Source organism: Rhodococcus sp. MT28 (genome assembly GCF_058792695.1).
The window spans coordinates 1-25,262 of sequence record NZ_JBXAFD010000005.1 but is presented as its reverse complement, the minus strand read 5'-3'; the positions used below and the strand labels follow the sequence as shown (position 1 = coordinate 25,262).

The 25,262-nt window shown below is 61.5% G+C and carries 35 protein-coding genes; 9 read left to right on the top strand and 26 right to left on the bottom strand.

Annotated features, from left to right (window positions below):
• Positions 1-35 precede the first annotated feature (35 nt).
• The 24 genes from map to rpsJ form a co-directional block, all read right to left on the bottom strand.
• Complete coding sequence (gene map / locus AC1Q6C_RS19885) at positions 36-833, bottom strand: type I methionyl aminopeptidase (RefSeq protein ID WP_003940806.1); 798 nt, start codon at positions 831-833, stop codon at positions 36-38.
• Positions 833-1,378, bottom strand: a complete 546-nt coding sequence (locus tag AC1Q6C_RS19880) for an adenylate kinase (RefSeq protein ID WP_003940868.1) — start codon at positions 1,376-1,378, stop codon at positions 833-835. The genes map and AC1Q6C_RS19880 overlap by 1 nt, the downstream gene beginning before the upstream one ends.
• Positions 1,375-2,694 (bottom strand): preprotein translocase subunit SecY, encoded by a 1,320-nt coding sequence (gene secY, locus AC1Q6C_RS19875; protein WP_003940773.1) that lies wholly within the window; start codon positions 2,692-2,694, stop codon positions 1,375-1,377. The genes AC1Q6C_RS19880 and secY overlap by 4 nt, the downstream gene beginning before the upstream one ends.
• Positions 2,695-2,970: 276 nt before the next feature.
• Complete coding sequence (rplO, locus tag AC1Q6C_RS19870; protein ID WP_003940829.1) at positions 2,971-3,414, bottom strand: 50S ribosomal protein L15; 444 nt, start codon at positions 3,412-3,414, stop codon at positions 2,971-2,973.
• 2 nt (positions 3,415-3,416) lie between these two features.
• Complete coding sequence (gene rpmD, locus AC1Q6C_RS19865) at positions 3,417-3,596, bottom strand: 50S ribosomal protein L30 (protein WP_003940751.1); 180 nt, start codon at positions 3,594-3,596, stop codon at positions 3,417-3,419.
• A complete protein-coding gene (gene rpsE / locus AC1Q6C_RS19860; protein ID WP_003940718.1) occupies positions 3,596-4,267 on the bottom strand; it encodes a 30S ribosomal protein S5 in 672 nt (223 codons plus the stop codon). The genes rpmD and rpsE overlap by 1 nt, the downstream gene beginning before the upstream one ends.
• A gap of 31 nt (positions 4,268-4,298) precedes the next feature.
• Entirely contained in the window at positions 4,299-4,706 is a 408-nt protein-coding gene (gene rplR, locus AC1Q6C_RS19855) for a 50S ribosomal protein L18 (RefSeq protein ID WP_003940996.1), read from the bottom strand.
• A 1-nt stretch (position 4,707) separates the two neighbouring features.
• Positions 4,708-5,247, bottom strand: coding sequence for a 50S ribosomal protein L6 (rplF, locus tag AC1Q6C_RS19850; protein WP_003940970.1), 540 nt, complete (start codon positions 5,245-5,247; stop codon positions 4,708-4,710).
• A gap of 14 nt (positions 5,248-5,261) precedes the next feature.
• Complete coding sequence (gene rpsH, locus AC1Q6C_RS19845; RefSeq protein ID WP_003940873.1) at positions 5,262-5,660, bottom strand: 30S ribosomal protein S8; 399 nt, start codon at positions 5,658-5,660, stop codon at positions 5,262-5,264.
• Between the two features lie 451 nt (positions 5,661-6,111).
• Positions 6,112-6,297, bottom strand: a complete 186-nt coding sequence (locus tag AC1Q6C_RS19840) for a type Z 30S ribosomal protein S14 (RefSeq protein ID WP_003940698.1) — start codon at positions 6,295-6,297, stop codon at positions 6,112-6,114.
• 4 nt (positions 6,298-6,301) lie between these two features.
• A complete protein-coding gene (gene rplE, locus AC1Q6C_RS19835) occupies positions 6,302-6,868 on the bottom strand; it encodes a 50S ribosomal protein L5 (RefSeq protein ID WP_003940924.1) in 567 nt (188 codons plus the stop codon).
• 1 nt (position 6,869) lies between these two features.
• Complete coding sequence (gene rplX, locus AC1Q6C_RS19830; RefSeq protein ID WP_003941019.1) at positions 6,870-7,187, bottom strand: 50S ribosomal protein L24; 318 nt, start codon at positions 7,185-7,187, stop codon at positions 6,870-6,872.
• Positions 7,187-7,555 carry a 50S ribosomal protein L14 gene (gene rplN, locus AC1Q6C_RS19825; protein WP_003940951.1) on the bottom strand — a complete coding sequence of 123 codons (369 nt, stop codon included), beginning with the start codon at positions 7,553-7,555 and terminating at the stop codon, positions 7,187-7,189. Before rplN ends, rplX begins: the two co-directional genes overlap by 1 nt.
• A gap of 346 nt (positions 7,556-7,901) precedes the next feature.
• Positions 7,902-8,183: a 30S ribosomal protein S17 gene (rpsQ, locus tag AC1Q6C_RS19820; protein ID WP_003941020.1), complete on the bottom strand. Its 282-nt coding sequence runs from the start codon at positions 8,181-8,183 to the stop codon at positions 7,902-7,904.
• Positions 8,180-8,416 carry a 50S ribosomal protein L29 gene (gene rpmC, locus AC1Q6C_RS19815; protein ID WP_003940734.1) on the bottom strand — a complete coding sequence of 79 codons (237 nt, stop codon included), beginning with the start codon at positions 8,414-8,416 and terminating at the stop codon, positions 8,180-8,182. The genes rpsQ and rpmC overlap by 4 nt, the downstream gene beginning before the upstream one ends.
• Positions 8,416-8,832 carry a 50S ribosomal protein L16 gene (gene rplP, locus AC1Q6C_RS19810; protein WP_003940899.1) on the bottom strand — a complete coding sequence of 139 codons (417 nt, stop codon included), beginning with the start codon at positions 8,830-8,832 and terminating at the stop codon, positions 8,416-8,418. The genes rpmC and rplP overlap by 1 nt, the downstream gene beginning before the upstream one ends.
• A 3-nt stretch (positions 8,833-8,835) precedes the next feature.
• Positions 8,836-9,642, bottom strand: a complete 807-nt coding sequence (gene rpsC, locus AC1Q6C_RS19805; RefSeq protein WP_003941003.1) for a 30S ribosomal protein S3 — start codon at positions 9,640-9,642, stop codon at positions 8,836-8,838.
• Positions 9,642-10,046 (bottom strand): 50S ribosomal protein L22, encoded by a 405-nt coding sequence (gene rplV, locus AC1Q6C_RS19800; RefSeq protein ID WP_003940717.1) that lies wholly within the window; start codon positions 10,044-10,046, stop codon positions 9,642-9,644. The genes rpsC and rplV overlap by 1 nt, the downstream gene beginning before the upstream one ends.
• On the bottom strand, positions 10,043-10,324 hold the full coding sequence (rpsS, locus tag AC1Q6C_RS19795) for a 30S ribosomal protein S19 (RefSeq protein ID WP_003940820.1): 282 nt from the start codon (positions 10,322-10,324) through the stop codon (positions 10,043-10,045). Before rpsS ends, rplV begins: the two co-directional genes overlap by 4 nt.
• 13 nt (positions 10,325-10,337) lie before the next feature.
• Positions 10,338-11,174, bottom strand: a complete 837-nt coding sequence (gene rplB, locus AC1Q6C_RS19790; RefSeq protein WP_003940895.1) for a 50S ribosomal protein L2 — start codon at positions 11,172-11,174, stop codon at positions 10,338-10,340.
• A gap of 39 nt (positions 11,175-11,213) precedes the next feature.
• Entirely contained in the window at positions 11,214-11,519 is a 306-nt protein-coding gene (gene rplW / locus AC1Q6C_RS19785) for a 50S ribosomal protein L23 (RefSeq protein WP_003940990.1), read from the bottom strand.
• A complete protein-coding gene (rplD, locus tag AC1Q6C_RS19780; protein WP_003940723.1) occupies positions 11,516-12,190 on the bottom strand; it encodes a 50S ribosomal protein L4 in 675 nt (224 codons plus the stop codon). The genes rplW and rplD overlap by 4 nt, the downstream gene beginning before the upstream one ends.
• On the bottom strand, positions 12,187-12,843 hold the full coding sequence (rplC, locus tag AC1Q6C_RS19775; RefSeq protein ID WP_003940826.1) for a 50S ribosomal protein L3: 657 nt from the start codon (positions 12,841-12,843) through the stop codon (positions 12,187-12,189). Before rplC ends, rplD begins: the two co-directional genes overlap by 4 nt.
• Before the next feature lie 17 nt (positions 12,844-12,860).
• Positions 12,861-13,166, bottom strand: a complete 306-nt coding sequence (rpsJ, locus tag AC1Q6C_RS19770; RefSeq protein ID WP_003938093.1) for a 30S ribosomal protein S10 — start codon at positions 13,164-13,166, stop codon at positions 12,861-12,863.
• Positions 13,167-13,718: 552 nt separating this feature from the next.
• Between rpsJ and AC1Q6C_RS19765 the strand changes: the two genes are divergently transcribed.
• The 5 genes from AC1Q6C_RS19765 (at position 13,719) to AC1Q6C_RS19745 (ending at position 18,745) form a co-directional block, all read left to right on the top strand.
• Complete coding sequence (locus tag AC1Q6C_RS19765; RefSeq protein ID WP_003940943.1) at positions 13,719-14,195, top strand: hotdog fold domain-containing protein; 477 nt, start codon at positions 13,719-13,721, stop codon at positions 14,193-14,195.
• 85 nt (positions 14,196-14,280) lie between these two features.
• Positions 14,281-14,805 (top strand): chorismate mutase family protein, encoded by a 525-nt coding sequence (locus AC1Q6C_RS19760; protein WP_019747551.1) that lies wholly within the window; start codon positions 14,281-14,283, stop codon positions 14,803-14,805.
• Positions 14,802-16,886 (top strand): aminodeoxychorismate synthase component I, encoded by a 2,085-nt coding sequence (gene pabB, locus AC1Q6C_RS19755; RefSeq protein WP_003940870.1) that lies wholly within the window; start codon positions 14,802-14,804, stop codon positions 16,884-16,886. The genes AC1Q6C_RS19760 and pabB overlap by 4 nt, the downstream gene beginning before the upstream one ends.
• Before the next feature lie 8 nt (positions 16,887-16,894).
• Entirely contained in the window at positions 16,895-17,794 is a 900-nt protein-coding gene (locus AC1Q6C_RS19750; protein ID WP_492666739.1) for a prephenate dehydrogenase dimerization domain-containing protein, read from the top strand.
• A gap of 6 nt (positions 17,795-17,800) precedes the next feature.
• Positions 17,801-18,745 (top strand): diiron oxygenase, encoded by a 945-nt coding sequence (locus tag AC1Q6C_RS19745; protein ID WP_230359670.1) that lies wholly within the window; start codon positions 17,801-17,803, stop codon positions 18,743-18,745.
• 7 nt (positions 18,746-18,752) lie between these two features.
• On the opposite strand, the gene AC1Q6C_RS19740 is transcribed toward AC1Q6C_RS19745, so the two are convergent.
• Positions 18,753-19,607: a glycosyltransferase family 2 protein gene (locus AC1Q6C_RS19740; protein ID WP_218680618.1), complete on the bottom strand. Its 855-nt coding sequence runs from the start codon at positions 19,605-19,607 to the stop codon at positions 18,753-18,755.
• Between the two features lie 435 nt (positions 19,608-20,042).
• Here AC1Q6C_RS19740 and AC1Q6C_RS19735 point away from each other — a divergent pair, with 435 nt between their 5' ends.
• The 4 genes from AC1Q6C_RS19735 to AC1Q6C_RS19720 all read left to right on the top strand — a co-directional run bounded on the left by AC1Q6C_RS19735 (position 20,043) and on the right by AC1Q6C_RS19720 (position 23,935).
• The gene (locus tag AC1Q6C_RS19735; RefSeq protein ID WP_230359669.1) at positions 20,043-21,032 is read left to right on the top strand and encodes an ATP-binding cassette domain-containing protein; all 990 of its coding nucleotides are present in this window, start codon (positions 20,043-20,045) and stop codon (positions 21,030-21,032) included.
• Between the two features lie 29 nt (positions 21,033-21,061).
• On the top strand, positions 21,062-21,892 hold the full coding sequence (locus tag AC1Q6C_RS19730) for an ABC transporter permease (RefSeq protein ID WP_051119122.1): 831 nt from the start codon (positions 21,062-21,064) through the stop codon (positions 21,890-21,892).
• Positions 21,889-22,752 (top strand): ABC transporter permease, encoded by an 864-nt coding sequence (locus AC1Q6C_RS19725; protein WP_019747544.1) that lies wholly within the window; start codon positions 21,889-21,891, stop codon positions 22,750-22,752. Before AC1Q6C_RS19730 ends, AC1Q6C_RS19725 begins: the two co-directional genes overlap by 4 nt.
• A gap of 133 nt (positions 22,753-22,885) precedes the next feature.
• The gene (locus AC1Q6C_RS19720) at positions 22,886-23,935 is read left to right on the top strand and encodes an alpha/beta hydrolase (protein WP_230359667.1); all 1,050 of its coding nucleotides are present in this window, start codon (positions 22,886-22,888) and stop codon (positions 23,933-23,935) included.
• Between the two features lie 337 nt (positions 23,936-24,272).
• On the opposite strand, the gene AC1Q6C_RS19715 is transcribed toward AC1Q6C_RS19720, so the two are convergent.
• Positions 24,273-25,262: alpha/beta fold hydrolase (locus AC1Q6C_RS19715; RefSeq protein WP_492666738.1), on the bottom strand; the 990-nt coding region annotated here is incomplete at its 5' end.

Genomic DNA, 25,262 nt, shown 5'->3' with positions numbered 1-25,262 from the left:
TGCTCGCTGCCAACACTTGTCAGCGACTGTGTCGACTACTCCGGCCGGAGTGTCAGAATCCGCGGACCGTCTTCGGTCACTGCGACAGTGTGTTCCCAGTGCGCCGCACGGGACCCGTCGGTCGTCACAACGGTCCAGTCGTCGTCGAGAATCACCGTGTCGGTGGTGCCGAGCGTGAGCATCGGCTCAATCGCCAGGCACGATCCGACAACCAGTTCAGGACCCTTACCCGGGGCACCTTCATTGGCGAGGAACGGATCCATGTGCATTTCCCGGCCGATTCCGTGTCCGCCGTATCCGTCGACGATGCCGTAGGAACGACCGTGCAACTTCTCGGCGGCATGAGTACCGACCTCGATCGCGTGCGAAACATCCGTCAGACGGTTGCCGGCGATCATTGCCGCGATCCCGGCTTCCATAGAAAGCCGAGTGGCTTCGCTGAGCTCCTGATCGGCGACGCTGATCTCACCGACACCGAACGTCCAAGCGGAGTCACCGTGCCATCCGTCGAGGATCGCGCCACAGTCGATGGAAACCAGGTCGCCTTCAGCCAGGATGTCCTGAGCTGAAGGGATTCCGTGAACGACGCGATCGTTGACCGAAGAGCAGATCGAGCCGGTGAAGCCGTGGTACCCGAGGAACGAGGGCACGGCGCCGGCGTCACGAATGACGGATTCAGCGACCGCGTTCAATTCCAAAGTGCTGACACCGGGCTTCGCCGCAGCGCGAACCGCCACCAGAGCCGAACCCACGATCGCGCCGGCAGCAGCCATCGCGTCGAGTTCGCCCGCGGAGCGGAACGGAACAACCTTGCGTTTGCGCCCGAAGACCATTACTTACCCAACGCTGCCAGTGCGCGAGCGTTGACCTCTTCGACCTCGCCGATCGCGTCGACGGAGACGATGCTGTCCTTGTAGTAATCGAACAGCGGTGACGTCTCGTCGCGGTAGACCCGGAGTCGGTTGCGAATGACGTCCTCGGTGTCGTCTGCACGACCACGGGCGAGCATACGCTCGACCACGATGTCCTCGTCGACGACGAAGGAGAGGACACCGTCGAGCTTGGTGTCGAGATCCTTCAAGATTCCCTCGAGTGCCTGAGCCTGTTCGACCGAGCGCGGAAATCCGTCGAGAAGGAAACCGTTTGCTGCGTCCGGTTCTGCGACGCGAGCCTTCACCATGTCGTTGGTGATCGAGCTCGGTACGAGTTCGCCGGCGTCGATGTACTTCTTTGCTTCCACACCGAGAGCGGTGGCCTGACCGATGTTCGCGCGGAAGAGATCACCCGTGGAGATATGGGGAACGCCGAACTTCTCGGACAAGATAGCGGCCTGGGTGCCCTTGCCGGCACCGGGAGGACCAAGGAGGACAAGTCTCACTTGAGGAACCCTTCATAGTTACGCTGCATTAGCTGACTCTCGATCTGCTTCACGGTGTCCAGGCCGACGCTGACCATGATCAGCACCGCGGTGCCACCGAACGGCAGGTTCTGCGCGCCGCCGCCGTTCCCGATGTCGAGGAACAGGTTGGGCAGAACAGCAATGGTGCCGAGGTAAATCGCACCCGGAAGGGTGATGCGACTCAGCACGTAGTTGAGGTAGTCCGCGGTCGGCTGACCGGGTCGGATACCGGGGATGAAGCCGCCGAACTTCTTCATCTCGTCGGCGCGCTCTTCGGGATTGAAGGTGATGGCGACGTAGAAGTACGTGAAGAAGACGATCAGGCCGAAGTAGATCGCGATGTACACCGGGTTGGCCGGGTTCACCAGGTAGGTGTTGATGAGGCGCTGCCACCAACTGGGGTCGACCGCTGTACTGGCCGAAGTCAGCTGTGCAATCAAGTTCGGGAGGTACAGCAGTGAAGACGCGAAGATCACCGGGATGACGCCGGCCTGGTTCACCTTCAGAGGCAGGTACGTCGAGGATCCGCCGTACATCTTGCGTCCGACCATCCGCTTCGCGTACTGCACCGGGATACGACGCTGACCCTGCTCGACGAAGACGACACCGGCGATGATCAGCAGCGCTGCGAGGCAGACGAAGGCGAAGACCAGCGGACCACGGCTGTCGAGGATTGCCTTGCCCTCGCTCGGGATACGCGATGCGATACCGGCGAAGATGAGGAGGGACATACCGTTGCCGACGCCACGTTCGGTGATGACCTCGCCGAACCACATGACCATGGCAGCACCGGCAGTCATGACCAGCACGATGATGACAAGACCGAAGATCGACTTGTCGGCGATGATGTCGTCACAGCCCTGGAGCAACTGTCCGCGTGCCGCAAGAGCGACGATGCCGGTCGACTGCAGGATTGCCAGAGCAATGGACAGGTAACGCGTGTACTGCGTCATCTTGGCCTGGCCGGACTGGCCTTCTTTCCGAAGTTCCTCGAACTTCGGAATCACCACGGTCAGGAGCTGCACGATGATGCTCGCCGTGATGTACGGCATGATGCCGATCGCAAAGATCGACATCTGCAGCAGAGCGCCGCCGGAGAACAGGTTGATCAGCGAGTAGATACCTGCTGAGTCACCGGAGTTGGCGATATCGATGCACTGACGCACACGGCCGTAGTCGACACCTGGGGACGGGATGAGAGCGCCGACCCGATACAGAGCCACCAAGCCGAGGGTGAAGAGGATCTTCCGCCTCAGGTCTGGGGTCCTGAGGGCCGAGACGAAGGCGGAAAGCAAAGATCCTCCTGGCACGACGGTAGGGAGACAGATCGTTTTGACCTGTCGAACTTTTGAACTCTAACAGTGAGCATTTGGGAACTAGGCGGGCAGACCACGAAAACCGGGTAAGCCGAAGATACATTTGCCACTCGGTGACCAGAATACTGGCCCGTCCGAGCATGCACGACCAATCTGTGACACGACCTCGTACCTGTGACACGACCTCGTAGACGCCGATGGCCGCACCGCAGCAAACGCTGCGCTGCGGCCATCGGACTAGCTACGCGTGATCACTCACAGCTCGGTGGCGGAACCACCGGCAGCAGCAATCTTTTCCTTGGCGGAACCGGTGAACTTGTCGACGGTCACCTGAACGGCAACTGTCAGTTCGCCGTCGCCCAGAACCTTGACGAGCTGGTTCTTGCGGACTGCGCCCTTGGCGACGAGATCCTCGACCGTGATTGCTCCACCTTCGGGGAACAGACGGGCGATGTCGCCGACATTGACGACCTGGTACTCGACGCGGAACGGGTTCGTGAAGCCCTTGAGCTTGGGCAGACGCATGTGAAGCGGCATCTGTCCACCCTCGAAGCCCACGCGCACGGTGTTACGTGCCTTGGTGCCCTTGGTACCGCGACCTGCGGTCTTACCACGCTTGCCGCCCTCACCGCGTCCAACACGAATCTTGTTGGACTTGGATCCCGGAGCGGGGCGCAGGTGGTGCAGTTTGATGGTCATGGTTAGACCTCCTCAACTGTTACGAGGTGGCGCACCACGTTGATCAGACCGCGGTTCTGTGCGTTGTCCTCACGAACAACGGTCTGACGGATGCCCTTGAGACCCAGCGTGCGCAGAGAATCCTTCTGGTTCTGCTTGGTCCCGATGATGCTCTTGATCTGAGTGACCTTGAGATCTGCCATTACTTCACACTCCCAGCAGCCTGTGCGCGAGCGCGAAGCATGCCGGCGGGTGCAACCTCTTCGAGGGTGAGGCCGCGGCGAGCCGCAACTTCCTCGGGACGCTGCAGACCCTTGAGCGCAGCAACGGTCGCATGCACGACGTTGATGGCGTTGTCGCTACCGAGCGACTTCGACAGGATGTCCGCGATACCAGCGCACTCCAGCACGGCGCGCACAGCGCCACCGGCGATAACACCGGTACCGGGGCTTGCCGGGCGAAGCATGACGATGCCGGCAGCAGCCTCACCCTGAACGGGGTGAGTGATGGTGTTGGCGATCATCGGGACGCGGAAGAAGCTCTTGCGAGCCTCCTCGACACCCTTCTGGATGGCCGCGGGAACTTCCTTGGCCTTTCCGTAGCCGACGCCGACCAGTCCGTTGCCGTCTCCGACGATCACCAGAGCGGTGAAGCTGAAGCGACGACCACCCTTGACGACCTTGGAAACGCGGTTGATCGTGACAACGCGCTCGATGAACTGTGACTTCTCCGCAGCGTTTCCGCCACGGCCACCGTCGCGACGGTCACGGCCGCCACCACGGTTGTCCCCACGAGCGTTGCTGTTGTCACCGCTGTTGGGGCCATTCTGTCCGGCGGGTCCGCTTCCGCCGTCACGCCTTTGACGTCCCGGCATCAGGCTGTCCTTCCGTTGAAAATGTTGGTCATCAGAACTTCAACCCGCCTTCGCGAGCCGCGTCTGCCAGGGCCGCGATGCGACCGTGGTAGCCGTGTCCGCCGTGGTCGAAGACAACTGCTTCCACGCCGGCAGCCTTGGCGCGCTCGGCGATCAGCTGACCGACCTTCGCGCTCGCAGCCTTCTTGTCGCCTTCTGCCACGCGCACGTCTGCTTCGATGGTCGACGCGGAGGCCAGGGTGTGGCCGGCCAGGTCGTCCACGAGCTGGACGTGGATGTGGCGCGAGGACCGGTTGACGACCAAGCGGGGACGCTCGGGCGTGCCGGAGACCTTCTTGCGGAGACGGAAGTGACGACGCGTCTTCGAGAGACGACGCTTGGTGGACGCATCCTTGCCCAGCGGAATCCGCTTGGCTTTCTGGTTTGCAGTCTGGCTCATATCACTTACCCGTCTTTCCGACCTTGCGGCGGATCTGCTCACCCTCGTAACGCACGCCCTTACCCTTGTACGGGTCCGGACGACGGAGACGACGGATGTTGGCCGAGATCTGCCCGACCTTCTGCTTGTCGATGCCGGACACCGAGAACCGGGTGGGCGACTCGACGACGAAGGTGATGCCTTCAGGAGCCTCGATCGGCACCGGGTGGCTGAAGCCGAGCGCGAACTCGAGGTCCTTGCCCTTCAGTGCCACACGGTAACCAACACCGTGGATCTCCATCTTCTTCGTGTAACCCTCGGTGACACCGGTGATGATGTTCGCAACCAGGGTCCGCGACAGACCGTGCAGCGCGCGGCTACGACGCTCGTCGTCGGGGCGCGTGACGCTCAGCGAGCCGTCCTCTGCCTTTTCGATTGCGATGGGCTCGGAGATGGTCAGCGCGAGGGTGCCCTTGGGACCCTTGACGGTGACATCCTGGCCGCTGATCGTGACGTCAACGCCCGCGGGGACGGTGACCGGAATCTTTCCAATACGCGACATTGTGGTGGCCTCCCTTACCAGACGTAGGCGAGGACTTCCCCGCCTACTCCTTGATTGGCCGCCTGGCGATCGGTGAGCAGACCGGACGACGTGGAGATGATGGCCACGCCGAGGCCTCCGAGGACCTTGGGCAGGTTGGTGGACTTCGCGTAAACCCGGAGACCGGGCTTGGAAACGCGACGCACGCCGGCGAGGCTACGCTCGCGGCTGGGACCGTACTTCAGATCGACGATGAGGGTCTTGCCGACCTCTGCGTCTTCGGTACGGAAATCGGAGATGTAGCCCTCGCGCTTGAGGATCTCGGCGATGTTCGCCTTGATCTTCGAGTGGGGAAGCTTCACCTCATCGTGGTACGCCGTGTTGGCGTTGCGCAGACGCGTCAAGAAGTCTGCGATGGGGTCAGTCATGGTCATAGGTCGACCTCGACACCTTTCTCGCTGTGGTTCCCATGCAACACCGGACGAATCCGATCGTGGGCCTCCAGCAATTCGGCTGGGCCGTCCGACTTGTGTCAGACGGCGTAAGTTACCGCACCGAGCTGAACGCATGCGTCAGCCACGGCAACCGCTCTAGTGTAGGGAACTTTGGCGCAGGTGTCCACCGGGATCCCATGTCGCCTCCCCCACTGCCGCCCGAAGGATGCGATCGGGAAGCTATCGACGCACCCCGAAATCTGAACTGCTCGTTCGGCACCGAAGAACGACACCGACGAACGATGATCGCTTTCAACCAGAGTCGCAGCGGGGCAGTTCTTTTCAGGATCGGCACGATTCACATCTCGATGAAAACCACGAATGGGCGTGGGTTCCAAAGGAACCCACGCCCATTCACATGCGTGGTGTGACGAAGCCCAAGGGCCTCAGATCACCAAGAGCTCTTGCGAACTCCGGGAAGCTCGCCGGCGTGAGCCATCTCGCGAACGCAGATACGGCACAAGCCGAACTTGCGGAACACCGAGTGCGGGCGACCGCACCGCTGGCAGCGGGTGTAGGCGCGAACCGCGAACTTGGGCTTCTTGTTGGCCTTGTTGACCAATGCCTTCTTAGCCATGCGCTCAGTTCTCCTTGAACGGGAAGCCGAGGTGCTTGAGCAGTGCACGGCCTTCTTCGTTGTTGGTTGCGGTGGTCACGACGGTGATGTCCATGCCGCGGGGGCGATCGATCTTGTCCACGTCGATCTCGTGGAACATCGACTGCTCGTTGAGGCCGAACGTGTAGTTGCCGTTGCCGTCGAACTGGTTGCCCGAGAGACCGCGGAAGTCGCGGATACGGGGCAGAGCGACAGACACGAGGCGGTCCAGGAACTCCCACATGCGGTCACCACGGAGGGTGACGCGTGCACCGATGGGCATACCTTCGCGGAGCTTGAACTGCGCGATGGACTTACGTGCCTTGCGGATCTCGGGCTTCTGGCCCGTGATCAGCGACAGGTCATGGACAGCGCCGTTGATCAGCTTGGCGTCACGGGCGGCGTCGCCGACGCCCATGTTGACGACAACCTTGACGACGCCGGGGATCTGCATGACGTTCGAGTAGTCGAACTCGCTGTTGAGCGCGTCCTTGATCTCAGCGCGGTAGCGTGCCTTGAGGCGCGGCTGGACCTTGTTTTCGGTGGAGGTCATGTCAGATGTCCTTCCCGTTCTTCCGGGAAATCCGAACGCGCTTGCCGGACTCTTCGTCGGTGCGGTAGCCCACGCGGGTGGGGTTTCCGTCCGAGTCGACGACTGCAACGTTGGAAACGTGGATCGGGGCTTCCTGCGTGACGATGCCGCCGGAGGATGCTCCGCGCTCGTTCGCGGAAACCGCGGTGTGCTTCTTGATTCGGTTCACGCCTTCGACGAGGACCTTGTCGGTCGCGGGGTAGGCCTGAATGACCTTGCCCTTCGCGCCCTTGTCCTTGCCGGCGATGACCAGAACGGTGTCACCCTTGTGCACCTTCATCACAGCACCTCCGGGGCAAGCGAAACGATCTTCATGAACTTCTTCTCGCGCAGCTCACGGCCGACGGGTCCGAAGATGCGGGTTCCACGGGGATCACTGTCAGCCTTGATGAGCACTGCAGCGTTCTCGTCGAACTTGATGTAGGAACCGTCCGGACGACGGCGCTCCTTGGTCGTGCGAACGATGACGGCCTTGACGACCTCACCCTTCTTGATGTTTCCACCGGGGATTGCGTCCTTGACGGTGGCGACGATGACGTCACCGATCCCGGCGTAGCGACGTGACGAACCGCCGAGAACGCGGATGCAAAGGATTTCCTTGGCACCCGTGTTATCAGCGACGCGAACTCGCGACTCCTGCTGAATCACTTGATCTCCCTAGACCTGGAATTTCGTGCGCAACGGATTACCGACCCGGTGCGCGCGGTCATTGTTGCCACCTGCGTCGTGTCTGAGCTGCAGTCCCACCGACTGACGTCGGGAGACGATCACTGCAAGCACCGTTCGAGCTGCGCACGTGAAGACACACCTCTGCCACAGGCAACCGTTCTATTGTAGGGAAGGGTTCGCCGAATACCAAATCAGCCGTACTCGACGCAACTCGAACCCTTCGCCCGGAAAGCCCCGAAAGCCCCCGGAAAGCCGAATGGCCCACTCCCCCAAGGGGAAGCGGGCCATTCGGTGATACTCGATCAGCTCGAGGATTCGATCAGGCTTACTTGGCCTTTTCGAGGACCTCGACCAGACGCCAGTGCTTCGTCGCGGACAGCGGACGGGTTTCCATCAGCTGAACGCGGTCGCCGACGCCGGCAACGCCGTTCTCGTCGTGCGCCTTCACCTTGGTCGTACGGCGGATGATCTTGCCGTAGAGCTTGTGCTTGACGCGGTCTTCGAGCTCGACCACGATCGTCTTTTCCATCTTGTCGGACACGACGTATCCGACACGGACCTTACGGCTCGCGCGCTCTTCTGTGCTCACTGCTTTTTCCTCACTCATGCCGCGTCACCTGCATCCGGACCCACAGCGAGTCCGAGCTCACGCTCACGCAGGACGGTGTAGATGCGCGCGATCTCGTGACGAACGGTGCGCAGTCGTCGGTTGTTGTCCATCTGGCCGGTAGCCATCTGGAAACGAAGGTTGAAAAGCTCTTCCTTCGACTCACGGAGCCGGGTGACCAGCTCGTCTTCACTGAGCTCGCGGAGCTCTGCTGCTGGGGTTCCAGTAGCCATCAGAACTGCTCCTCTCTGGTCACGATCCGGCACTTGCACGGGAGCTTGTGCATCGCGCGGCGCAGGGCCTCACGAGCAATCTCCTCGTTGGGGTATGTCATCTCGAACAGAACGCGTCCGGGCTTGACGTTGGCAATCCACCACTCGGGCGAACCCTTACCGGAACCCATTCGGGTTTCGGCCGGCTTCTTCGTGAGGGGGCGATCCGGGAAGATGTTGATCCAGATCTTGCCGCCACGCTTGATGTGCCGAGTCATGGCGATACGAGCGGACTCGATCTGCCGGTTGGTGATGTAGGCAGGCTCGAGAGCCTGGATGCCGTAGTCACCGAAGGTCACCTGGGTACCGCCCTTGGCGGCACCCGAACGGCTCGGGTGGTGCTGCTTGCGGTGCTTGACCCGCCGTGGGATCAACATGCGTCAGCCCTCCTGATTCTGTTCAGTTGCGGGAGCATCGGCGGTTGCGGTCGCTGCGCGGCCGGCCTCGGTGCTGGTCGCAGTGGTACCGGTGGCACCGGAACGACGCGGACGGCTCGGACGCTCACGACGCGGGCGATCCCCGGCCGGTGCGGCCGTGTTGGCGGCGAGCTCACGCTTGCCACCGACGATGTCGCCCTTGTAGATCCAGACCTTGACGCCGATGCGACCGAAGGTGGTCTTGGCCTCGTAGAGGCCGTAGTCGATGTCCGCACGAAGCGTGTGCAGCGGCACACGGCCTTCGCGGTAGAACTCCGACCGGGACATCTCGGCGCCGCCGAGACGACCGGAGCACTGAACGCGGATTCCCTTGACGTTGGGCTGACGCATGGCCGACTGGATGGCCTTGCGCATTGCACGACGGAAGGCAACGCGGTTCGAGAGCTGCTCGGCCACACCCTGTGCGACGAGCTGTGCTTCAGCTTCTGCGTTCTTGACCTCGAGGATGTTCAGCTGAACCTGCTTGCCGGTCAGCTTCTCGAGCTCGGAGCGGATGCGATCGGCTTCGGCGCCGCGGCGGCCGATGACGATGCCCGGACGTGCAGTGTGGATGTCCACGCGAACACGGTCACGGGTGCGCTCGATTTCGACCTTCGCGATTCCTGCGCGCTCCATGCCGGTGGCGAGGAGCTTACGGATCGCGACGTCTTCCTTGACGTACTCCGCGTACTGCTTGTCTGCGTACCAGCGAGACTTCCAGTCGGTGGTGATGCCGAGACGGAAGCCGTGCGGGTTGATTTTCTGGCCCACTACTGAGCACTTCCCTTCCGGCGATTACGGGTCGATGTTCCGGTCTTCGGCAGGCTCTCCACGATCACGGTGATGTGACTGGTGCGCTTGCGAATACGGAACGCACGTCCCTGTGCACGCGGCTGGAACCGCTTGAGGGTCGCGCCCTCGTCCACGAACGCCGTAGCAACGACAAGCGTGCTGGGGTCGAGGTCGAGGTTGTTCTCGGCGTTGGCTGCTGCGGAGGCGATCACCTTGGCGACCGGCTCGCTCGCTGCCTGCGGCGCGAACTTCAGGATGTTCAGGGCGTCTTCAACCGAGCGCCCGCGGACCAGGTCCACAACTCGACGTGCCTTCATCGGCGTAACGCGAACGTGCTTCGCTACAGCCTTGGCAGTCGGGTTGGCGGTTTCGGTGTTGCTCATCGCCTCTTCGCCTTCCGATCATCCTTGATGTGACCCTTGAACGTGCGGGTCGGTGCAAACTCTCCGAGCTTGTGTCCGACCATGGAGTCGGAAACGAACACGGGGACGTGCTTGCGGCCGTCGTGAACTGCAAACGTGTGGCCGATGAAGTCCGGGATGATTGTCGAACGACGGGACCAGGTCTTGATGACCTGCTTGGTTCCCTTTTCGTTCTGTACATCCACCTTCGCGAGGAGGTGGTCATCGACGAACGGGCCCTTCTTAAGGCTGCGTGGCATCCTTCACTCCCTCCTAGCGCTTGTTCTTGCCGGTGCGGCGGCGACGGACGATCATCTTGTCGCTTGCCTTGTTCTTGCGGGTACGGCCTTCAGGCTTACCCCACGGGCTGACCGGGTGGCGTCCACCTGAGGTCTTGCCCTCGCCGCCACCGTGCGGGTGGTCGACCGGGTTCATCACGACACCACGAACGGTCGGGCGCTTGCCCTTCCAACGCATACGGCCGGCCTTGCCCCAGTTGATGTTCGACTGCTCGGCGTTGCCGACCTCGCCGACGGATGCGCGGCAGCGCACGTCGACGCGACGGATTTCACCGGAAGGCATACGCAGCGTGGCGTAGCTGCCTTCCTTACCGAGGAGCTGGATACTGGCGCCTGCGGAACGAGCCATCTTGGCTCCGCCGCCGGGACGCAGTTCCACACCGTGGATGGTGGTACCAGTCGGGATGTTGCGCAGCGGCAGGTTGTTGCCCGGCTTGATGTCGGCGCCTGCACCGGACTCGACCGGTGAACCCTGCACCAGGCCCTTGGGGGCGATGATGTAGCGCTTCTCACCGTCTGCGTAATGCAGGAGTGCGATGTTTGCTGTGCGGTTGGGGTCGTACTCGATGTGAGCGACCTTTGCCGGGATGCCGTCCTTGTCGTTGCGACGGAAATCGATCAGTCGGTATGCACGCTTGTGTCCGCCACCCTTGTGACGGGTGGTGATACGACCGTGTGCGTTACGTCCACCGCGACCGTGCAGCGGGCGAACCAGCGACTTCTCGGGGGTCGACCGAGTGATCTCGGCGAAGTCCGAGACGCTCGAGCCACGACGGCCCGGTGTTGTCGGCTTGTACTTACGGATTGCCATGAGTCTTCTCGTCCTCTATGTCTCGTCAAGTCCCGGCGCTTACGCGACCGGTCCTCCGAAGATCTCGATGGGCTTGCTGTCAGCGGACAGGGTCACGAGCGCGCGCTTGGTGTCCTTGCGCTTGCCGTAACCGAATCGGGTCCGCTTACGCTTGCCCTGACGGTTGGCGGTGTTGACGCTGGTCACCTTGACGCCGAAGACCTTCTCGACGGCAATCTTGATCTGCGTCTTGTTCGAGTCCGGGTGCACCAGGAAGGTGTAGGTGCCTTCCTCGATCAGTCCGTAGGACTTCTCGGAGATGACCGGAGCGAGCAGGATGTCGCGGGGGTCAGCGATGGTGCTCACTTGGCGTCCTCCTTGTTCTGAGCGCTCTCTGCGGGCCCGTGGATGAACGCGTTGAGTGCCTCGACGCTGAACACGACATCGTCTGCATTGAGCACGTCGTAGGTGTTGAGCTGGTCGGGTGCAATGGGATGCACGCCTTCCAGGTTCTGCACGCTCTTCCAAGCGGCTACATCCTGGCGACCCACGACGAGCAGCAGCTTCTTGCGATCCGAAATCTCGCCGAGGAACGCGATTGCGCCCTTGGTCGAAGGCGTCTGCCCTGCAACCAGTTCGGTGATGACGTGGATGCGCTCGTTGCGTGCGCGGTCAGAGAGGGCTCCGCGAAGAGCGGCTGCCTTCATCTTCTTGGGGGTGCGCTGGCTGTAGTCACGCGGCTGCGGGCCGTGAACGGTTCCGCCGCCGACGAACTGCGGTGCGCGAGTCGAGCCCTGGCGTGCGCGGCCGGTGCCCTTCTGGCGGTACGGCTTCTTGCCACCGCCGCGGACGTCGCCGCGGGTCTTGGTGGAGTGGGTTCCCTGACGAGCAGCTGCGAGCTGCGCGACGACAACCTGATGGAGAAGCGCGATGTTGGCCGGAGCGTCGAAGATCTCAGCGGGGAGATCGACGGTGCCGTTGGTCTTGCCGCCGGCGACCTTGACGTCCAGGGTCAACTTGGTCTCGGTGCTGGTCATGCCCGTGCACCACCCTTCACTGCACTCTTGACGATCACGAGGCCGCCCTTGCGGCCGGGGATCGCACCCTTGATCAGCAGCAGGCCGTTCTCTGCATCCACCTTGTGGACCGAGAGGTTCTGCGTCGTGATGCGGTCGCTACCCATGCGTCCGGACATGCGCATGCCCTTGAACACGCGGCCGGGAGTTGCACAGCCACCGATGGAGCCCGGGCGGCGGTGAACAGCCTGGGTACCGTGCGACGCGCCCTGTCCCTTGAAGCCGTGACGCTTCATGGTTCCGGCGAAGCCCTTGCCCTTGCTGGTTCCGGTGACGTCGACGTATGCGCCGTCCTCGAAGACCTCGGCGGTGAGCTCCTGGCCGACCTCGTAGTCGGAGGTGTCCGCAACGCGGAGCTCCACTACGTGGCGACGCGGGGTCACACCAGCCTTGGTGAACTGGCCGGAAGTCGGCTTGTTCACCTTGCGCGGGTCGATGGCGCCGAACGCGAGCTGAACGGCGCTGTAGCCGTCACGCTCTTCGGTACGGATCTGGGTTACGACGTTCGGCCCAGCCTTCACGACGGTGACCGGGACAACCCGGTTGTTCTCGTCGAAGACCTGGGTCATGCCGAGCTTGGTGCCCAGGATTCCCTTGATCTTGGTATCAGTCATTGTTTTTGTCTCCGCCGTCACTGAATGTTCACGTCGACACTGGCCGGAAGGTCGATGCGCATGAGCGCGTCAACCGTCTTCGGCGTCGGGTCGAGAATGTCGATCAGCCGCTTGTGAGTACGCATCTCGAAGTGCTCGCGCGAGTCCTTGTACTTGTGCGGCGAGCGGATGACGCAATATACGTTCTTCTCGGTCGGCAACGGCACAGGTCCAACGACGCGGGCACCCGTACGGGTTACCGTCTCGACGATCTTGCGCGCTGACGCGTCGATCGCCTCGTGGTCGTAGGCCTTGAGCCTGATGCGGATCTTTTGTCCCGCCACGCTTAGTGTCCTTTTCTTGCCGCGTTTCGTAGCCCGCCTGGTCAGGCTCGAGCTACCTCGTCTGCACAGTCCTTGCCTGGACGATGACACGACGAACACTGAAGCGATCGGGACCAAGTCCAAGTTCTCGGGAGTACCGAGATTCGGATCGAGATCAGGATCTGCTGCCGCTGTTCGTTTGTCATTGTTCTCCGGTACACGCGGTCGGGCGTGTCGCCTTCTCACTCATCCTGCGCCGGACAATCTTTCGATTATCTGGCGCGTGATGCGTACCGGACGTGTTCGATGTCGAACACAAAGTAGGTACTGCTTCCGTCCTGCATTACTTCTCGTCTTGCATGGTCACAGTCGTTGACCCGATTACCCTGACGGGATCTGCGATCGATCGTCTGTGACGTCTTACCCTTACCCGATCACGGCCGCAATCGACCGCGTCCCGGACAAGGCAACCCGACCAGTATGCCGTACCTGGCCCAAATCCTCAACTCCCCCGAACTGCCTTTTCCGAGTGAGCTGCGCGACAACAACCTTACTCAGAAGTAAGATACGCCTATGACTACCTCCAGCCCTACCTATCGCGGATGGCAGAAATTGCCGGACAACGCCCTCGGACATGCAGTTTTCTCGGCGGCGATGTCCATTCGCGTGCCCTATTTCGCCTCTGTTCTCCCCCGGGTGACCAAGTTGGAACCAGGGCTCTGCGAGGTCCGCTCCCCCAAATGGTGGGGCGTCCACAACCATCTCGGCACTTTTCACGCGATCGCAGCATGCAATCTCGCGGAGGTCGCAATGGGCATGCTGAGCGAAGCGACGGTTCCGAACTCGCACCGCTGGATCCCCAAGTCCATGAAGGTCGACTACCTCGCCAAGGCCGAGACCGGCCTGCGGGCGGTCGCCCGACTCGAGACTTTGCCGGACTTCGCGGCGATCGAGAGTGGCACGGAACTTCTCGTTCCCATCTCGATCTTCGACCGTGGCGGCAAGGAAGTAGTCCACGCCGAAATCACCACCTGGGTCTCCCCCAAGTAGGCACTCACGAACCCGCCTGCATCGCAACCTGATTCGCCCGCCAAACAGGTTTCGCAGAATTAGGCACCACCGCAGGTTTCGGCGAATGACGATCGTGGAACACCTCCCCGAACGGCGATGGTCGGTCGGGGTGCCGGTGTCCGGAGGTGGGTTGCGTTCCGGGCACCACATTGTCGACCTCGCGTCACGCCGAGCACCGGGAGGCCTCGTGGAAGAGTTCTTGACCACAACGAGTTCCGAAGCAGGCACGCAGACCTCGTCGTATCCGGACGAGGCCGAGGGATTGGACAGCTTCCGGCGCGACCTCGACGCCATCGACGCTCTACTTCTCGAGACGGTGCGGCAGCGGCTGGAACTCTGCCTGCGCATCGGCGAGTGGAAGCGCTCACGCGAGGTTCCGATGATGCAACCCGGCCGCGTCCGCCTCGTGCAGGAGCGGGCGCGTGAATTCGCCCGTAGACACGACCTCTCCCCCGACTTCTTCAACGCCCTGTACGAGCTGATGATTGCCGAGACCTGTCGACTCGAAGACCTGGTGATCAACGCACCTGTTGAGGAGGAGGACACTGTTCGGGAATCCGTCGGACCGAGATCAGGATCATCGACATGAGTTCCCGCACCCTTCTGGTGGACAATTACGACTCGTTCACCTACAACCTGTTCACCCTGTTGACCGAGGTCAACGGGGTTGTGCCGACCGTGGTCCGCAACGACGCGGATTGGGATTCCCTCGATCTCGCGTCGTACGACAACGTGGTCATCTCCCCAGGTCCCGGCCGGCCGGATCGCGACCGTGATTTCGGAATCAGCCGCCGTTTCATCGAAGAAGCGCCTCTCCCACTTCTCGGTGTCTGTCTCGGCCACCAGGGCCTGTGCGAGTTGTTCGGCGCGGACGTGGTGGTTGCGCCCGTCCCGATGCACGGCCGAATTTCGCTGATCGATCACGACGGCTCGGGCATCTTTGCCGGACTTCCGTCGCCGTTCCGAGCTGTTCGCTACCACTCGTTGACCGTCGAGAATCTGCCGAACGCCTTCGTTCGTACCGCGTGGACGTCCGACGGACTGCTCATGGGTGTCCGGCACCGGACCAAGCCGATGTGGGGCGTTCAGTTCCATCCGGAGTCCATCAGTACCGAGTTCGGCATAGATTTGCTCGCGAACTTCCGCGATCTGTCCGTCGGACGCACTCTGGATTCGGTGATCCGACCCGAACCTGCTCCGCAAACACCCGACCTGCGGCCGGCGATCAACTACGACGTCGACGACGTGACTCTCGATTTTGCAGTGGACCCGTCGGCGGCCTATGCAGCACTGTTCGCCGACGGCCCGAACGCGTTCTGGCTGGACCGCGCGGCAACCGCAGAGCCGAGTGCGCGCTTTTCGATTCTCGGCGATTCGTCGGGGCCGCTGGCCGAGTTCATCACGTACGACGTGCAAGCCGAGGTACTGACTGTCAGCCGAAAAGGCCTGTCCGACGAGCACATTCGAGTTCCATTCTTCGATTACTTGGACGCACAACTCGCGACACGCTTCGTGCCCTCACATCCGGAACTCGACTTCAACCTCGGCTACGTGGGCTACCTCGGCTACGAACTGAAAGCACAGACCGGAGGAAGGGCAGTCCATCCGGCACCCACTCCTGATGCCGCTCTGGTGTTTGCCGATCGCGCCGTCGTCATCGATCACACCGCGGGCCGCACTCACGTTTTGAGATTGCGCGAGAAAGTCCGGGACGCCGGCTATGACGATTGGCTCGAATCGACCGTCGACACCTTGGCGCGGATCGGCGCGGACCTTCCGGAACGCACCCCGGTTCCGCTGATCAGCGACACCGTCTGGACGCAGGCTCGCCTGCGGCATGATCGCGATCAGTACCTGTCGTTGATCGGAACGGCCCTCTCGGAGATCCGGGCAGGTGAGTCCTACGAGGTGTGTCTGACCAACATGGCGAGCGTCGACGAGACGATCGATGCACAGCAGGCGTTCGAGTATCTGCGCTCGATCAATCCGACGCCGTACAGCGCACTTCTCGACTTCACCGGCATCTCGGTGGTCTCGGCCTCGCCTGAGCGGTTCCTTCGTGTCGACTCGGCCGGCAACGTCGAGTCCAAGCCGATCAAAGGGACCCGCCCGCGCGGCGTCACCCGAGCGCGTGACGCTGCCCTACGGCAGGACCTGCTCGACAGCGAGAAGGACCGCGCCGAGAACCTGATGATCGTGGACCTCACTCGCAACGACCTCACCAAGGTCTGCGTTCCGGGAAGTGTCCACGTTCCGAGGCTGTTCGCGATCGAGTCGTACTCGTCCGTTCACCAAATGGTGTCGACGGTGCGCGGACATCTGAGTCCGGGGTCGTCGGCGGTGGACTGTGTGCGTGCCGCGTTCCCCGGTGGATCGATGACCGGCGCTCCGAAGGTACGGACGATGGAGATCATCGACCGCCTCGAATCCGGCCCTCGTGGGGTCTACTCGGGATCGATCGGGTACTTCGCGCTCGGTGGCGCCGCGGACCTCTCGATCGTGATCCGGTCGCTGGTCTGTACCGAGAGCGGCGTGACCTTCGGAATCGGCGGTGCCATCACAGCGTTGTCCGATCCGGAAGAAGAATTCGACGAGACCACGGTCAAGGCGTCCACGCTGCTCCGTGCGCTCGACGCGGTGTCCTCGCGGGTCCTCGAGTACGGCGGGTAGATCCAGCCATGACGGCGTCATCAGGCACAGCGACGGTTGTCGGCGGGCTGGGTGCCGTCGGATCCATGTTCGTCGAACTGCTTCGCGCCGGGGGGTCGACCGTCACCGTCGTCGACCCAGCAGGCAGCGATCCCGACGGAGATGTAGTCGTCGGAGACATCACGAAACCCAGTGAGCAAGTCCTCGCGCACGTGGAGTCCTCGCGCATCATCGTGCTCGCGGTTCCCGAACAGGTCGCTCTAGCCGCACTACCGAGCCTTCGGACATCCGGCGCTCTCGTTGTGGACACGCTGTCGGTCAAATCGCGGATGGACGCAGCAATCGCCGACGCCGGCCGAGAAGGGGAATTCCTCGGACTCAACCCCATGTTCCGTCCGTCGCTCGGGCCACGCGGTCGGGCCGCCATCGCAGTGCCGTACGTCGGCGGTCCGCAGTCCGACAGATTCCTCGACATCGTGCGCTCGTGGGGCGCGTCGGTCGCGGTGATGGACGCCGATCGTCACGACCGGTTGGCTGCGGCCACCCAGGTTCTGACACACGCGTCGGTGCTGGCTTTCGGCGTTGCCCTGGCTGAACTCCGAGTTTCCGCGGACGAACTCCTCGCGGTCGCCCCTCCCCCGCATCGGACCTTGCTCGCGCTCCTGGCGCGTGTAGCCAGCGGCGAGCCGGAGGTGTACTGGGACGTGCAAGCGGGCAATCCGTATGCAGGTGCGACACGAAAAGCACTGTTCGATGCCACCGCACAGGTGGACAGGGCGGCCGAAACCCTCGGCGACTTCACGACGCTGATGAAAACCGCCGACGCAGCGCTCGACAATCGCTCAGGCGAATTGAACGCGGAGTGCCAGAGCTTGTTCGATCGCATTGCCGAAGGGCACAGAGAGATCGCCGAAGGGCACAGAGAGTAGGGCACGATGAGACCTGGAGTGAGTCCGCCCAGCCTCCCGGAGTACGACGCCTCCGATCCGGTCGAGAGTGCAATCGTCCGCCGCCTTGCGAGCAATTGGGCGCGCCGGGCAACCGTGAAGAAGGCGGAACCGGAACTGGACGATCTCTTCGATTCGTCGCTGTCCGACTACCCCGAAGCACTTCTCCCGTTCGCGGAGCATCCGACCTACCTGGCATTGAGCCCCGAGCAGAAGCAACGCCTGCAAGCCTGGGCATGGATCGCGTTCAACAAGAACGTCATGGACATCGAGAAGTACGTCGTCAATCCCGGCTTCGACGTTCTCGCCGAAGACCGACTTAACGTCGGTCTCGGAGATTGGGCTGCAGTGGCGGTCAATCAGGCGATGGTCGACGAGCAATATCACACGCTCATGCACTTCAATGCCAGTTCAGCGACCCGTCGAGGCAGGGGCTGGGGGCTGCCGGCCAAGGCACTGCCAGACGTCCTGACGGTCCACACGCGGGCGCAAGCCCTCGACGCAGCCGAGGGGCCTCGCAAGATTGCCCTGACACAGTTGGCGTTCATGACCGTCGCCGAGGTGTCGATCACCGCATACCTCGACCTGATCTCGGACGACCCGGGCGTGCAGTCGATCAACCGCGCGACAATCCGGCTGCACGCTCGCGACGAGTACTGCCATGCCTCGATTGCCGGGGAATTGGCCGTGCTGGTCTGGGATTCCCTGGGTCGTGGAGATCGCAGCTATCTGTTGGAAGGCTTCGAGGGCGCCATGCGCGCCTTCAGCGGGACCGACTTCGGCGCGTGGCGAGCAATCATGGAGATCGAAGCCGTAACCGGCGGACAGAAGATGCTCGACGAAATCGAATCGGGACGGCGCAACAACCTGTTCGTGCAGGACTACAGCGGTATCGAGAGGTTGTACAAGACCTTGAATCTGGACAGGATGTAGCCGACTCTCACGAATCCACGGGCATAGTGCGGGCTCCGGAACCCGACAGCAGTTTCCGCCATGACAGCCGATCGGTTTGCCGGTCGTACATTCGGTACGCCGGCCACAACAGAGCATGCAGAATTGACGACTTGAGAATCATCAAACGTAGTCGTGCAGTCATAGCCTGGTGATACTCGAGCGTTGTCACCGAAGCCTTGTTGTATGACAGAAACTCGATGGGTCCAGTCTCTCCCCTTCGGCCGGAGATTTCGCTCCGCATGTCCAGGTCAGTGCCGAACTGCATCCCTGCCTTCACCAGGCACAGCGACAGATCCACGTCTTCGTGAATGTCGGTGCGATCACTGACCTTGTCGCGGATCGAGCGCCACGACGTCGCCCGAATCGCCATATTCGAACCAGTCAGTGCGTGCGCAGGTTTGATTCCGTGGAAATCGCCACGGGCCTCGGCTTTGTTCACCGCTGCTCGCTGAAGCCCTGAAAACGGTGACTCGTAAAACAACGAGAAACCGGTAACGGCATCAAGATCATGAGAAGCGAAGGAACTTCGAACCGCTCGCGCCCATCCTGGTGCGACACGCGAATCCGCATCGACCCTACCGATGAATTCACCCACTGCGATGTCGAACCCGGCATTACGAGCATGAACAACGCCTTGACGCGGTTCGACAAGATATCGGACTCGAGAATCCCGCTGCTCGAAAGAACGCACGATTTCAGGGGTGCGGTCGGTGGAATTGTTGTCGACAACAATTATCTCGAGTATTTCGTCCCCTTGACGAGAGAGGGACTCCAAACACCCGGCGATGTAATCCTCCTCGTTGTACACGGGAACCACCACTGACAACGTGCCGATATCCATGAGCAGTAGGCTACCTCGCCAGAGTGAGTCGACTTGATGATCGAGTCAGGGGTGCCCGTCGATCGAGTACGAACTCGTCATACTCGACGAGCACTCAGCACGCGCGAACTACAGTTCACACCTGTCGGCGATCCGAAATCAGGCCAGGCACCGGACACTGTGCGATATCGCACATTCCCGTCGGTCGACCTGACCTCGGCTTCTCGCCAAGCTGCACATTTGCATCACTCCGCACCGCGCGAAGGCCGGACCGAGGTTGTCCCTCCGGTAACATCCACTGTGCATCCGGAGATAGACGTACAAGGTTCCCGCAACCACTGGGACCCTTACCAGTGACTCCGGCTCGGGCTACGGCTTGCTCGAGAAAGGACATGGCCGAGAAGCCCTGTCCAAGCACAGCTCGGCCCGAACATCCATGTAGACAGCGGAGAATTGATGCCCTTATCGACGGACGCGGCGGTAGTCGTGGAGGACGTTCACAAGTCCTTCAAGGATGTGCACGCTCTGCGCGGTATCAACTTTCAGGCCCCCAAAGGTTCGGTTCTCGGCATTCTGGGACCCAACGGGGCAGGCAAGACCACCACGGTCAAGGTGCTGTCGACGCTGATCCGTCCCGACAGCGGACGCGCGACGATCGCCGGATACGACGCGGTACGAAATGCCCCGGAGGTTCGTCGTTCGATCATGATGACGGGGCAGTTCGCTGCACTCGACAACGCACTGACCGGCCGCGAGAACATCGAACTTTTTGCACAGTTGATGGGCTTGGATCGTGCATCGGCGAAGCAACGGGCCGTTGACCTCTTGGAAGAGTTCGACCTAGTCGAGGCCGGCGCTCGCACCGTGGCAAACTACTCGGGCGGTATGCGTCGTCGCATCGACATCGCGTGCGGGCTCGTCGTTCGCCCCGAAGTCGTGTTTCTCGACGAACCGACCACCGGATTGGATCCGCGCAGCCGTCAGAGCGTGTGGAATCTCGTCCAAACCCTGAAAGAACAAGGCATCACGGTTCTGCTGACCACGCAGTACCTCGAGGAAGCCGACCTTCTCAGCGACAACATCATTGTGATCGACAAGGGATCGGTCATCGCCGAAGGAACCGCAGATCAGCTCAAGGCCCGTACCGGAGCTAGCTTCTGCGAAATCGTTCCGATGTCCTCCGAGTTGCTCGGTCCGGCAGCCAACGCTCTGGGCAACCTACTTCCGCCGGACTTTCGTTTCAATATTGCCAAGGACAACGGAAAGATCGCGATCCCGGCACCCCGTGGATCCGCGACGCTTGCCGAGGCCTTGCGCCGCCTCGACCACGCGAGAATTCCGCTTGCCGACATCGCGCTGCGGCGCCCGTCTCTCGACGATGTCTTCCTCTCGTTGACTGGACGCCCTCAGGCTGCCGAACCCGGTGAGGTCGGTGAGCCTGCGTGACCACTACGGCCAAGTACCAAACCCCGAACCTGACGCTGCAGAAGACCGGTCGCCGCGAAATCTCGGTTCCTGCGGCCACTCGAGTAGGACGTCACCGTCGCCCGAATCCGTCGGCGATAATGCAGTGGTGGGTTCTCACGGGTCGCACGTTGCGGGCGATGATCCGACGCTACGAACTGGTCATAGCCGTCATCGCTCCGTTGATATTCACAGTGGGCTTCTACTTGCCGTTGAAGTTCGTGATGCAGCTCCAAGGCATCGACTACGCGCAGTTCCTGATGCCGATCATCGTGTTGCAGGCCATGGCCTTCACGTCGATTTCAGCCGCGCAGATGTCGGCAAGGGAGAAAATCACCGGGTTCAGCTCGCGCATGCAGACCATGCCGGTCTATGGGCCCGTCCCCTTGTTGTCCCGGATGAGCAGCGGATTCGTCCGTTCAGTGGTGTCGTTGACGGCCGCACTCGTCTACGGACACGCGATCGGCTTTCGATTCACCGAAGGTGTTGGCCAGGCAGCGCTCTTCTGCGGCTTGGCCTTGGTGTTCAGCACCTGCTTGTCGCTGGGCGCCGACGCTATCGGCTCACTCTCGAAGAGCCCGCAGGCAACCAGCCAGGCCCTTACCCTTCCCCAGCTGATCTTGGGCATGCTTTCGTGCGGCTTCGTTCCCGAGACGGGCTTTCCCGAGTGGATCCGCCCCTTCGTGCGTAATCAGCCAGTCTCACAATTCTCCTTCGCGATGCGCGATCTCGCGCACGGCGGTGTCACGTCGCACACGATGTTCCCGGTTGTGATGTGGTCGTTGGGACTGCTTGTCGTCTGCGCTCCCCTTGCCTACTGGGCAAGTACAAGGCGGGCATGATGACAAGCACTGACAAGTCACTCGACCAGAACGAGCTACGACGGGGCCGGACGCTGAACTTCCCGGAACCTAACGCCGCGCTTCCGGAAAACTCTGCAAAAGCTCTGTGGACGCACAGCCTGATTCAAGCTCGGCGTCTACTCGTCAGTTGGGCTCGTGATCCGTCCACCGCAATCCAAGCGTTGTTGTACCCGGCCCTGACTCTCATCATGTTCCGAGTTGTACTCGGGAACTCGATCAGTGCAGCCACCGGTCAGCCGAGTATCTACGGCACTGTTCCGCTGATCATTCTGGTCGGCGCGATGTTCGGTTCCATTGCGAGTGCTGTCGGGCTTCGGACGGAGAAGACCAGCGGACTGCTCAGCCGATTCTGGACGCTTCCAGCCCACCGCGCGTCGGGGTTGGTCGGGCGAATGATCGCCGAAGCCGTCCGTGTCCTCGTGACGACGATCGTGATCATCGGAGTCGGTTTCATCGCCGGATTCCGTTTCAACCAAGGCCCGGTTGCCGCGATCGGAATGCTTCTTCTGCCGATTGTGTTCGGTATCGGCTTTGCGGTGATGGTGACGGCCCTGGCTACGGTGTCCGACAATCTTCCACTCGTAGAAATCGTCTCCATCGGCTGCACGCTGCTGATGTTCTTCAACAGTGGTTTTGTGCCCACGATGGCGTATCCCGTTTGGTTGCAGCCGGTGATCGCCGCGCAGCCGATGTCGGTGGCCGTCGAAGCGATGCGAGGAATGTCGCTCGGTGGGCCAGTTCTCGTACCCGTGCTCAAAACATTTGCATGGTCCTTCGGAATGATCGCTGTATTCCTGTATCCGGCGATTAAGGGATACCGGCGGGCCGCCTCGGACTAACGCCTGTGTCCAAATCTCGACCTACCGAATCGGTCGCTCCGTAACGTATCCGACGATCCGGTCGACATATCCAATCGGGAAGCTATAGACAGTCGCTTTTCCGAGAACCGTTTCAACCGAGAGGTAAGAAGTCTTGACGCGAAACTCTACGACCTGGCGACGCACCGTGCAGATCGGCGTGTTGGCTGTCGCCGGTTCACTGTTCACTGCAGGTATCGCGCAGGCCGTCCCCGCGCGCGTCGGTGGCGACTCATCCGAAACAGCGTCGACGGGCTCTTACGTCAAGTCCGTCGAGAAGGTCAATGACCGTCAACTCGTAGTCAATGTTTACGCGGCGTCGATGGACAAGGTCATTCCGATCCAGGTCATCACTCCCGCTGACAATTCCGAGCCTCGCCCGATCGTGTATCTACTGAACGGTGCCGGCGGCGGGGAAGACGCTGCTACGTGGGAGAGGCAAACCGACGTAGTCGAGTTCTTTGCCGACAAGAACGTGAACGTCGCCACTCCTGTCGGCGGTCGACTCTCGTACTACACGGACTGGGAGAAAGACGACCCCAAGGCTGGACGCAATAAGTGGTCGACCTTCCTGGGCAAAGAATTGCCTCCGTTGTTGAACGAAGAGTTGGGGAGCAACGGCAAGCAAGCCATCTCCGCCATCTCGATGTCCGGTACATCGGTACTGAACCTGGCGATCGAGTACCCCGGTTTCTACAGTTCTGTTGCCGCTTACAGTGGCTGCGCACAGACCAGCGATCCCCTCGGACAAGCATTCGTCCGGACGACCACGGAATGGATCGGCGGAGTCGACGACATCACCAATATGTGGGGACCATTGGACGGACCGGGATGGGTCGAACACGATCCGCTCGTCAACGCAGAGAAGTTGCGTGGGACACCGATCTACATGAGCACGGGCAACGGACTTCCTGGAATTCCGAACGACACCTTCCTCAACCCACGCCTGAGCGATGGTCGCGCGTACACCGAGAACCAGATCATCATCGGCGGCCCAATCGAAGCAGCGACCAACCTTTGCACTTCGAACATGGCCAAGCGCCTGTATGAATTGAATATTCCGGCAGTTGTCGATTTCCAGCCGGTAGGGACCCACTCGTGGGGCTACTGGCAGGATCAGCTGCACAAATCGTGGCCGTTCATCGCCGGGTCGCTCGGAATCTGATCAACTCCTGATCTGCCTCGAAGGCCACCTGATCGCTACACGCCCGACGCAGCGTGTCCGTACAGGTGGCCTTCGTCGTAGTGTGCTGTTTCACTTACCGAGCGCACGAAGTTAGACATGTATTGCTGCACAACCTGCGGCTGCGCCGATTCGTTCGACGCCTCGACGCATGCCTGACACACAGTCATGAGTACGACAGCGGAATCGGTTCATGTATCCGGATCTAGGCATATACCGACGTCGGTAATTGCCCGACCTGGCCCGGGACCTGACCCGACAAACACGCAGAACGTCGGCTTCTCGCTCAGATTCGTCCCGACGTCCTCCAACGGTCCGATCAGCTCCTGAAGAACGCCGACAATCGCGGACCGATCAGCTCGAGCTGATCGGTTTCCATCATCGAGTGATGCGAACTCTCGACCGTTGTCTCAGCCAGGGTTCCGTTGACGTAAGGCTTCCAGGCCTCGGCAAGTTCGATTGTCGAACCGACTCCCACGGTGGCGCTGAGAAGTACAGCGTCACCGTCGAAGACGCGCGGTACGTACCCGTCGATTATCGAGGCAGCTGAGAGCGCAAAATCGTACAGAGATCCGAGTTGCTCGGTCGTGAGAAATGACAGGGAATCGAGTGATCGGCCGAGCGCGAGGATCTCGTCCCGGCCCAACGCACCGAGATCCAGAGTGTCCCCGACGTCGACCCCCCATCCAGCGGCCAGTTCGGAGACGTTGTCCCGGGCCTGGTTCTCCCCGACTTCGGTAGTGCCGCGAGGATCGATCATTGCCAGCTTCACGTCGAACCCCTTCGAGCGCAACAGAACTGCACACGCGTGTCCGATGAACCCGCCGAGCGAGTAGCCGACGATGTGGAACGGGCCGCTCGGATTCACACTCAGCATCTCGCGAACGTACCGCTCAGCTAATGCGTCGACTGATGTGGGCAGAGGCCACGATTCCGTCATCACCGGCGCCTGCAGTCCGTAGAGCGGCGTCTGCGCGTCGAGGTGAGGAACCAGGCCGGAGGCTTTCCATGCCAGCCCGCTCATCGGGTGGATGAAGAATACCGGTACCGACGATCCAGCATCCCGGATCGGCAATAGAACGTCGAGCGCCTGACTCGACGACGGCGCGCTACCACGAAGTGTGTCTTCGATTCGGGCAGAGAGGGATTCGACTGTCGATGCACCGAACAGCATGCGCACTGGGACGTCGACACCAACAGATGCACTCAGTTCGGACGCCAACTTCATCGCAATGAGGGAGTTGCCACCCAACTCGAAGAAATCATCATCCAACCCCACCCGATCAACACCCAACACACCCACAAACGC